This is a genomic window from Clavibacter lycopersici, from assembly GCF_003576405.1.
In the GTDB taxonomy this organism is placed as follows: domain Bacteria; phylum Actinomycetota; class Actinomycetes; order Actinomycetales; family Microbacteriaceae; genus Clavibacter; species Clavibacter lycopersici.
In genome coordinates this window covers 1-5836 of the sequence record NZ_QWGT01000179.1, presented here as the reverse complement: position 1 = coordinate 5836, position 5836 = coordinate 1, and the positions used below count along the sequence as shown (strand labels likewise).

The following is a 5836-nucleotide window of genomic DNA, read 5'->3' as shown; positions in this document are numbered from 1 at the left end:
GACGGATCCCTGGGGGTCGGCGCGATGCGCGCCCTGGCCTTCGCGTGCCATGCCGCGGCCCGCGATGCCGTGTCCCCGGAGGCGACGGCCGTCGCGCGAGCCGTCGGCCAGGCCGCGGCGGTGGCCCACATGGCCGGGCACAGCCGTGAGATCCCGCGCTACACGCGGAAGGCGCTGACGGGCGAGGCGCTCGTCGCGGAGCTGGAGTGGCAGCGGGAGCACGTGCCCGCGGGATTCGCCGCGTACGTCTTCGGCTGAGCCGCGCGGATCCGCAGCGGGGCCTTGCGCGCGGCCCCGGTGTCCGACACGGTGGACGCATGTCGTCGAGATGAGAGCCCGCCCACGCTCCCCCTCCATTTAGCGCCCGGCCACTCGGCCCGCCGCGCCTCGACGACAGGACCCCGCATGCCCGCTCACTCCGCGCCCGCCATCCGCCCGTACTCCCCCGCCGACGAGCCCGGCTGGATACGCTGCCGCGCGCTCTCCTTCCTCGGCTCGCAGTACTTCGACGACGTGCTGCCGCGCCGCCCGGATCCGGCCGAGCCGTCGGTCGCGCTCGTCGCCGAGGATCCGGGCGGCACGATCGTCGGGATCCTCGACATCGGCGTCGAGGGCAGCCTCGCCACCATCGACACCGTCGCGGTCCACCCCGACCACCAGGGCCGCCGCATCGCCACGACCCTGCTCGAGGCCGCGCTCCCGCTGCTCGCGGGCACCGGCGCGACGGAGCTCGACGCGTGGACCCGCGAGGATCCCGCCGCGAACGCCTGGTACCGCCGCGTCGGCTTCGTCGAGGGGACCCGCTACCTGCACGTCTTCGTGGTCGAGGGCGACGACACCACCGGATTCACCACGCCCGACGGCCTCGGCCGGCCCGTGCTCGCGTTCCTGCACGCGGCCGTGGAGCGCGAGGAGGAGATGCGCGCCCGGTACAGGCGCGTGCACGTCTGCCGGAGGTACGTGCAGCCGCTGGGCGGGTGATCCGGGCGGCTAGCGCGAGCGCCGCAGGGCGACGACGAACAGCGCGCACAGGACCGCGGACAGGGCGGCGCTGACGAACATCACGACGCCGAGGGCCCGGATGCCGTCGGAGGCGTCCGTCAGCGTGGAGGCCAGGACGCCGACCACCGCCTGGCCGACAGCGAGGACGGCGTACACGCCGACGAGGACCCGGCGGGTCATGCGGATCCGGGCGGCGTCGACGGGATCGGTCACGTCGCGGGCTCCGCGGCGAGGATCGCGCCGACCCGCGCGAACGCGGCGACCTGGTGCGCCTGCCGCTCCGCCCGCACGGCCGGATCCCGGTGGAAGAGCGCCTGGCGACCGGGGTGGATGGTGCGCACCACCTCCACCCCGGGTCCCGGGAGCGCCGGGTCGAGCACGAGCGCCCGGTCCCAGATCCGCTCGGCGTCGCGGCCCTGGAGCAGCACGACCTCGAGGCTCGGGAGCAGTCGGATCAGCTCGACGAGCACCTGCGCGCCCGCCCGACCCTGCTCCGCGTTCGGGGCCGCGTTGATGTACCAGGGGTACGCGTTCCACGGCAGCACGTCGCGGTCGCGGATCCCGTGCTCGGCGAACAGGACCGCCTGGCGCTCGGCGGTCGGGTCGTCGTTCTCGACGCTGAGGAAGCCGGATCCGACGCCGACCTGCGTCGCCGGGCCGGGGTCGCGGAGGACGCTGAGGACTCGCGCGTCGACGCCGCCATGGTGCGGGGCGATGCCCGGCGCCCACCCCCGGCCGTCGCGATCGCGGATCGCAGCGACGAACGCGGCGATCGGCGCCATGTGCGGAGCGGTCGCGGCCTCGCACTCCTGGGCGGTGCGGAAGGCGGCGTCGGCCATGCGTCGGGTCATGCCTCGACCGTACGGGAGCGCTCCGCCCGCGGGTGCGGGCGAAGCGGAGCGGGCGTGCGCACGGCCGCGCGAGGTCGGGGGATGGGGCCCCGCGCGACCGCTGCGCGTCACGCCACGGGATGGACGGGCGCGACCGGCACGGGGTGCTGGGGTGCCCCGAACATGCGGCCCGTCATCACCACGGGCGAGATCTCCACGCGGTGCGACCGGCCGAGGTCGGTCGACGCGGGGGCGATGCGCGGGGCGGCGGGCGCCCCGTCCGGCACGAGCCGCGCGACGCCGCGCACGACGACGCTCCACGTCTCGATCGGGCCGGGCTCGTCGACCTCGAACACGACGTCCTGGCCACGGTCGAAGGCGGCCTGCTTCGTGCCGCCCGAGTTGCGGATCCGGATGGCGCCGTCGACGATCGCGTAGTCCACCGGGAACAGCTCGATGCGGCCGTCGGCGACGAAGGCCAGACGCCCCACGGACCGCTGGCGGAGGAGCGCCAGGCACTGCTCCGGGGTCAGGTACTCGGTGAAGCCCTCGCGGGTCATGAGAGCCCCGCTCGGACGGGCGCGGTCGGGTGGACGACGACCACGGGCAGCGGCGCCATCGCGACGAGCGTCGCGCTCACCGACCCGAGGAGCCGCCTGACCAGCGATCCGTGGCTGTGGCTGCCCACGACGAGCATGCGCGCGCCGACGCTCTCGCGGACGAGGGCGAAGTACGGGTGACCCGCGACGGCACGGCGCTCCACCGGCACGTCGGGCGTCTCGTCGGACGCCTCGACGATCGCGTCCTCGAGGAGGTCGCGGTGCTGCGTGCGGACGATCTCGCGCAGCTCGTCGGCGGGCACGTAGATCCGGTCCCGCACGTACGGCTCGGTCCAGACGTGGACGGCGGCGACGCCGACCCGATCGCGCTCGGCCTCGTGCTCGCCGAAGCGGAGGGCGGCGTGGGAGGAGCGGGTGCCGTCGACGCCGACGACGATGCCGCCCACGGTGGCGTCGGACGGATCCCAGTCGGCGGGGATCACCGCGACCGCGCGGCACGACCGGGTGGCGAGGCGCTCCCCGATGGGCATGCGGCGGCGGAGGCGCGAGCGGCTGACGCCGGCCCCGCCGACCACGACGAGCGTGTCGGGCGACGACCAGCGGGAGAGCACGTCCTCGGGGGATCCCGTGAGGGCCTCCCCGCGGATCCGGACCTCGGGGTGCTCCCGCGCCGCCCGGCCGACCCGCTCCTCGACCGCCGCGCGGGCGGCCTGCACGCCGGGTGCGGCGCCGGGATGCCGGACGTCCGCGCGCGTGCGCTCGACGGCCGTCACGACGACGATCTCGCCGGTCGCGCCGCCGTCCTCCTCCTCCCGGGCGACGGCCCACGCGAGGGCCGCCTCCGATGCGCGGCTGCCGTCCCAGCCCACGATCGCCATGCGCGTCATCGGGTGTCCCTTCGTCGGTGGATCAGGCCCTCCGGCCTCACCGCAAGGCTGCGTCCGCGATCCCGCGCCGCACAGTGCCCTTGGTCCCGTGGGGACCTTCGGCCCTGCCGCGCGCACCCGCGCGCTGGGTACCGTCGCGCATGACCTCCCATCAGGACTCCACCGCCCCGCGCGACGCGCGACCCCTCCTCGTCGGCTTCGACGGATCCCCCGCCGCGCTGGTGGCGCTCGACCGCGCCATCGTGATGGCCCGGGCCCTCGACGCCCCGCTGCGGCTCGTCGCCGCGTGGCAGCTCCCCGTGCAGTACAGCGGCTTCGGCATCGTCGACTGGTCGCCGGAGGAGTTCGCGCGCGCCATGGTCGACGACGCCGTCCGCTCCCGCTTCGGCTCGCACGTGCCCGCGTGGTTCACGACCGAGCTGCACCAGGGCGGCGCGGCGAGCGTGCTGATCCGCCTCAGCCGCGAGGCGCAGATGCTCGTCGTCGGCAGCCGCGGGCACGGCGGGTTCGTCGGCCTGCTGCTCGGATCCGTGAGCGCCGCCTGCGCGGAGCACGCCAGGTGCCCGGTGCTGGTGATGCACGACGAGCCCCGCGCCACCCCGATCCCGGCGCCGCCCCGCGTCGCGGCGGTCGTCGCATGAGCCTCGCGCCGGGCGTCGTGCCCACGGACGGGCCGCCCGTCACGACGGCCGCGATCACGACGCTCGAGGGAGCGCTCGTCGAGCAGGTCGGCACCAGCCCCGACGGCGAGCGCTCCGTGATGCACGCCTCCAGCCCGCACGCGGCCGACTGGGGGCGAGCGCTGTCGGGTGCGCTGGAGCTCCTCACGGCGAAGGTCGCGCTGCGCGACGGCGTCGAGGAGGCGCACGCGCTCGTGGGGCGCACGGTGACGCTGCGGGTGGATCCCGCGGGGCCCGGCGTGCGGATCGTCCTCACGCTGGTGCCCGTGCACGCGGCCGACGCGGTGCCGGATCCCGAGCCGGAGCTCGACCTCGGGATCGGCTGAGCGGGTCCGCGGGTCCACGGCTCCGCGGGTCCTCCACCGTGGCCCGCCGGTGTGCCGGTGGTGGGCACGCACCGCATCGACGCTGATGCAGCACGCACCGGACCGTCCCATCGGACGGCGACGGGCGACAGGGACCAAGGTCCCGCGGGACCTCGGCCCTGAGAGCGCGCCGGCCGCTCAGGCGCCGACCCACGCGGGCGCGTCCGAGGCCCGGCTGCCGTCGCCGAGGGCCTCGGCGCCGGCGCTCACCGGATCCTCGTGCTCGACGCGCGGCGCGTGCATCACGAGCACGGGGCACTCGGCCCGCTCGGCGCACGCGGCGCTGACGGATCCGAGCAGCAGGCCCGCGAATCCGCCGTGCCCGCGGCTGCCGACGACGAGCATCTGCGCGTCGCGGCTCTCGGCGATGAGCACGCGCGCGGGGAGGCCCTCGACGGCCGCAGCGGTGATCCACGTCGGCGGCTCCGCGCCGAACCGCGCCGCGAGGGTGTCCTCGAGGAGCCTGCGGGCGTCGGCGCCGGGATCCCCGGAGAGCGGGAACCGGCCGGAGGACACCGGGTGGTGCCAGGCCGCGACGACCCGCACGGTGGCCCCGAGCGACCCCGCGATGAGGAGCGCGCGGTCCAGGGCCGACCCGGACGCGGGCGATCCGTCGAAGCCGACGACGAGGGGGCGCGTGTCCTTCTCGGGGAGCTCCGGGCGGGCCGCCTCGGCCTGCGCCCGCTCCTCCTCGAGCCGGCCGCGTACGCGGTGCACGACGAGGTTGCGCAGGTACTCGTGGATCGTGATCCCCGGGGCCACGATCGCGTCGTACGACTCGGCGGCGAGCCGCGCCAGGTGCTCGCGGGTGCTCGACGCGGCGTGGTGCTCGAGGGCGGTCGCCGACGCCGCGATGACGGCGATGCGCTCGCGCTCCGGGGAGACGCGCGAGGAGGCGGGGGTGCGAGCGGACATGGGTTCTCCTGACGGACGGGCCGCCGATGCGGCGATGTCACCAGGCTCGCCCCCGGCGGGCGTCCGGCGTAGGGGCGGAGGTCCCGGCGCGCGGCGGTCGGCCGCGGTCACGCCCGCGGGTCCCGGGTGCGCGGCACGACGAGGATCGGGCAGCGCGCGTGGCGCACGCAGCGCTCGCTCACCGACCCGAGCACCATCCCGGCGAACCCGCCGAGCCCGCGCGAGCCGACCACGAGCATCCGCGCGTCGTGCGACAGGGCGATGAGGGTCTCCGCGGGCTGGCTGAGCACGCTCCGGAGGTGGACGTCGAGCTCCGGGTGGCGGCGGATCCGGGACGCCGTGTCCGCTCGCAGCCGCTCCTCGACCGTCTCGCCGATCTCCGCGAACGACGCCGCGTAGCCGTCGTGGAACACGGCCCCGGGCGGCGCCGTGTCGATGGACCACGTGCGCACGACCGCCACCGGCGCGCCGAGCACGGCGGCCAGCTCGAGCGCCTGGTCGAGCGCGGCCTGCGCCTCGGCGGATCCGTCGTGGCCGACCACGACGCTCCCGGCGGGGAGCGCGGGCTGCGTCGCGGGGTGCGGATCCGCCGCGGGG

10 protein-coding genes are annotated in these 5836 nt (G+C 76.4%); 4 read left to right on the top strand and 6 right to left on the bottom strand.

The window, feature by feature from the left end:
* Positions 1-258: putative immunity protein (locus DZG00_RS17035; RefSeq protein WP_375342501.1), on the top strand; the 258-nt coding region annotated here is incomplete at its 5' end.
* A gap of 147 nt (positions 259-405) precedes the next feature.
* Positions 406-981: a GNAT family N-acetyltransferase gene (locus DZG00_RS11410; RefSeq protein ID WP_119382934.1), complete on the top strand. Its 576-nt coding sequence runs from the start codon at positions 406-408 to the stop codon at positions 979-981.
* 9 nt (positions 982-990) lie between these two features.
* On the opposite strand, the gene DZG00_RS11405 is transcribed toward DZG00_RS11410, so the two are convergent.
* From DZG00_RS11405 to DZG00_RS11390, 4 genes are all read right to left on the bottom strand, one after another.
* Complete coding sequence (locus DZG00_RS11405) at positions 991-1215, bottom strand: hypothetical protein (RefSeq protein ID WP_119382933.1); 225 nt, start codon at positions 1213-1215, stop codon at positions 991-993.
* Positions 1212-1853 (bottom strand): uracil-DNA glycosylase, encoded by a 642-nt coding sequence (locus DZG00_RS11400; RefSeq protein WP_119382932.1) that lies wholly within the window; start codon positions 1851-1853, stop codon positions 1212-1214. Before DZG00_RS11400 ends, DZG00_RS11405 begins: the two co-directional genes overlap by 4 nt.
* A 107-nt stretch (positions 1854-1960) precedes the next feature.
* Complete coding sequence (locus DZG00_RS11395) at positions 1961-2392, bottom strand: pyridoxamine 5'-phosphate oxidase family protein (RefSeq protein ID WP_119382931.1); 432 nt, start codon at positions 2390-2392, stop codon at positions 1961-1963.
* The gene (locus tag DZG00_RS11390) at positions 2389-3279 is read right to left on the bottom strand and encodes a universal stress protein (protein WP_119455637.1); all 891 of its coding nucleotides are present in this window, start codon (positions 3277-3279) and stop codon (positions 2389-2391) included. The genes DZG00_RS11395 and DZG00_RS11390 overlap by 4 nt, the downstream gene beginning before the upstream one ends.
* Before the next feature lie 140 nt (positions 3280-3419).
* Here DZG00_RS11390 and DZG00_RS11385 point away from each other — a divergent pair, with 140 nt between their 5' ends.
* Both DZG00_RS11385 and DZG00_RS11380 read left to right on the top strand, forming a co-directional pair.
* The gene (locus DZG00_RS11385; protein WP_119383260.1) at positions 3420-3920 is read left to right on the top strand and encodes a universal stress protein; all 501 of its coding nucleotides are present in this window, start codon (positions 3420-3422) and stop codon (positions 3918-3920) included.
* Positions 3917-4285, top strand: coding sequence for a hypothetical protein (locus DZG00_RS11380; RefSeq protein ID WP_119383259.1), 369 nt, complete (start codon positions 3917-3919; stop codon positions 4283-4285). Before DZG00_RS11385 ends, DZG00_RS11380 begins: the two co-directional genes overlap by 4 nt.
* 177 nt (positions 4286-4462) lie before the next feature.
* On the opposite strand, the gene DZG00_RS11375 is transcribed toward DZG00_RS11380, so the two are convergent.
* A complete protein-coding gene (locus DZG00_RS11375) occupies positions 4463-5239 on the bottom strand; it encodes a universal stress protein (RefSeq protein WP_119455636.1) in 777 nt (258 codons plus the stop codon).
* Positions 5240-5346: 107 nt separating this feature from the next.
* A partial coding sequence (locus tag DZG00_RS11370) for a universal stress protein (RefSeq protein WP_147359979.1) occupies positions 5347-5836 on the bottom strand: 490 nt, incomplete at its 5' end.

Coding starts and splice junctions, on each gene's coding strand:
- DZG00_RS11410 (WP_119382934.1), top strand. CDS start 406: ATGCCCGCTCACTCCGCGCCCGCCATCCGCCCGTACTCCCCCGCCGAC.
- DZG00_RS11400 (WP_119382932.1), bottom strand. CDS start 1,853: ATGACCCGACGCATGGCCGACGCCGCCTTCCGCACCGCCCAGGAGTGC.
- DZG00_RS11395 (WP_119382931.1), bottom strand. CDS start 2,392: ATGACCCGCGAGGGCTTCACCGAGTACCTGACCCCGGAGCAGTGCCTG.
- DZG00_RS11390 (WP_119455637.1), bottom strand. CDS start 3,279: ATGACGCGCATGGCGATCGTGGGCTGGGACGGCAGCCGCGCATCGGAG.
- DZG00_RS11385 (WP_119383260.1), top strand. CDS start 3,420: ATGACCTCCCATCAGGACTCCACCGCCCCGCGCGACGCGCGACCCCTC.
- DZG00_RS11380 (WP_119383259.1), top strand. CDS start 3,917: ATGAGCCTCGCGCCGGGCGTCGTGCCCACGGACGGGCCGCCCGTCACG.
- DZG00_RS11375 (WP_119455636.1), bottom strand. CDS start 5,239: ATGTCCGCTCGCACCCCCGCCTCCTCGCGCGTCTCCCCGGAGCGCGAG.